Annotated in this window: 3 protein-coding genes; 1 reads left to right on the top strand and 2 read right to left on the bottom strand. The window is 60.0% G+C overall.

Translation table 11 applies throughout. The features are described 5' to 3' along the window. Positions 1-22: 22 nt before the first annotated feature. Complete coding sequence (locus tag A3754_RS09075) at positions 23-1249, bottom strand: efflux RND transporter periplasmic adaptor subunit (RefSeq protein ID WP_082872361.1); 1227 nt, start codon at positions 1247-1249, stop codon at positions 23-25. Between the two features lie 138 nt (positions 1250-1387). On the opposite strand from A3754_RS09075, the gene A3754_RS09070 reads away from it, so the two are divergent. Then, positions 1388-2038 (top strand): TetR/AcrR family transcriptional regulator, encoded by a 651-nt coding sequence (locus A3754_RS09070; protein WP_063519400.1) that lies wholly within the window; start codon positions 1388-1390, stop codon positions 2036-2038. A gap of 102 nt (positions 2039-2140) precedes the next feature. Here the strand turns inward: A3754_RS09070 and A3754_RS27625 are convergent. Further along, positions 2141-2368 (bottom strand): hypothetical protein (locus A3754_RS27625; protein WP_197468589.1); only part of this gene is annotated, 228 nt, incomplete at its 5' end.

The following is a 2368-nucleotide window of genomic DNA, read 5'->3' as shown; positions in this document are numbered from 1 at the left end:
TGAACGACATGGTCATACTCCCCTATTGATCCGCGTCTGCACTGGGCGCCGCATCGGCATCGCTGCCTGGCTCTGCGCTTGCGGCGTCAGCCTCTGCGGGCTCGGGCTGTACCGCCGCGACAGTCTGTTGCAAATCGAGCTGACGATTCTGACGATCCACCGGGATCACCGCCTGCCCTTCACGCAGCAGATGCGTGCCGGCGGTCACCACCCAATCCTGCGGCTGCAGACCGCTGAGCACCGGTACCACCTGCTCCTGGTACGGCCCCACTTCCACGGATGTTTTATGCAGGGTAAGCGCGTCCGGATTCACCACCCAGACGTAGGTTTCTCCCTCCTCGGCGGTGAGCGCAGACAGCGGGATACTGAGTACCCCGGCATTATCCCCACCGCTGACAAACACCCGGGCAGACTGACCCAGGTCCGCCCCGACATCCATATTCTCGAACGCCACACGGGCTTCAAATGTGCGCGAGCGAGGGTCCGCCGCAGGCGACAATTCCCGAATCTTGCCTTCGAATACCTGGCCGGGACGCGACCACAATTCAATGGCCACCGGCATGCCGATCTTGAAGCGCCCCACATCCTGCTCGGGCAGATCGATCCGCACTTCCCGGTCGCCATCGACCGCCAGCACAAACACTGCCTGCCCGGCAGCAACGACCTGGCCGGCCTCCGCCAGACGCTGGGCGATAACGCCGTCGCGGGGAGCCTTCAAGGAGGCATAGTCCGCCTGATTGCGAGCCACGTTCAGATTGGCCCGGGCCTGCCGCAATTGCGCCACGCTGGCGTCATAACGGCTTTCAAAGGAATCGAACTGGGAGCGGCTGATCACATTGCGCTCCATCAGCTCGCGGTATCGTTCCAGTTCGCTGCTGGCCAGCTTGTGGTCAGCCTGGGCAGAGGCCATTTGCGCCCGAGCCGCATCCAGGCGCAGGCTCACATCATCGGTATCCAGTTTGGCAAGTACCGTGCCTTCGCTGACCCGGTCCCCCACATCCACCAGCCGCTGACTGATTTTGCCGCCAATACGAAAACCCAGTTCCGGCTCATAACGGGCACGAATTTCCCCGGGAAACACATCTTGGCTGGCATCCGCCGACAAGGGCTGGGCCACCAGCGCCGGGCGGGCAGGTGCCTTGTCTTCCGGCTCAGAATCGGAACAACCCTGCAGGGCCAACGCCCCCGCCGCCATTCCCGTGACGATCAGCCCCGACAGCACTCTCGACAGCAATACAGAACGAAACATGACTGGCTCCCTCATTGACCCCACCTCTTTAGACGGATCCGCCCGGTAAGTTGGCGGATTGTGCCGGTCTTGGCTTGCCGGCATGCTATACTCGCCAGTATAGTAATTTTATTAAACTGAACCGTCCAGTATTGAAATATGACCGACTCTGCCTCTCCAGATCAGCCCAACCCACGCGGACGCCCCAAAGACCCGGCGAAACGCACCGCCATCCTTGAGGCAGCCAAAACGCTGTTCCTGTCACAGGGCTTTGTCGGCACCAGCATGGATGCCGTGGCGAAACAGGCTGGCGTTTCCAAACTCACGGTGTATAGCCATTTCAGTGACAAGGAAACGTTATTTTCGTCAGCCATTGAGGCGAAATGCCACAACCTGCTGCCCATGCCGATCTTCGAACTGGAGCCAGACCTGCCTATTCGCGCCACTCTGACCAAGATTGGCCTGGCGTTTCTCGAATTGATCCATACCGACGAAGTGATCGAGTTACAGCGACTGATGAGCAGCCTGGCTACACAGGACCCGGCCATGTCACGGCTGTTTTTTGAAGCAGGCCCCCAGCGTACCATCGCCGCCATGGAAAACCTGGTGCGCAACGGCAATAGCGCAGGGCGATTGCAGGCAGACAACCCCAAACAGGCGGCGGAGAATTTCTTCAGCCTGCTACAAGGCTGTGAGCATATGCGTGTCATTATTGGCTGTAACAAGCCAATGACGAGCCGTGAAGCGCAGCCCCATGCCGAACAAGTGGTAGATATGTTTTTGCGGGCTTACGGGAAGGGTGAGAAGTAACCGGATTTAGCGGCAGGACAAAATTGAAAGCAGCGGGGCCCTCGGCCCCGCCCTGAAAAGATCAAAAGGATTTTCTGACGCCCCTTCCTCTCCAACGCTAATTCAATACACGCTACGCCTGACTTTCACTTCTGCCGCATAAAGCAGTGCCCTGCCCCGACGCCGCTCACCCAGTTGCCACCAGATCACCCCAAGCCAGCGAATCGCCCGGCGATTCTCTGCATTGCAGGCCAGTGCTTGCTGGGCGATGCGTAACGCTCGCCCAAGCAAGCGCTGGCGATAGCTGGGGAACCGCTTGGCGGCCCGCACCAGGGTCGCAACATGGCCCAG

This window comes from Alcanivorax sp. HI0083 (assembly GCF_001635175.1).
Note: the sequence above shows the minus strand (reverse complement) of the source record. Positions and strands in the feature narration are given on the sequence as shown.

What these genes read in the sequence shown, in the direction of transcription:
- A3754_RS09070 (WP_063519400.1), top strand. Translation starts at nt 1,388, where the DNA reads ATGACCGACTCTGCCTCTCCAGATCAGCCCAACCCACGCGGACGCCCC.
- A3754_RS09075 (WP_082872361.1), bottom strand. Translation starts at nt 1,249, where the DNA reads ATGTTTCGTTCTGTATTGCTGTCGAGAGTGCTGTCGGGGCTGATCGTC.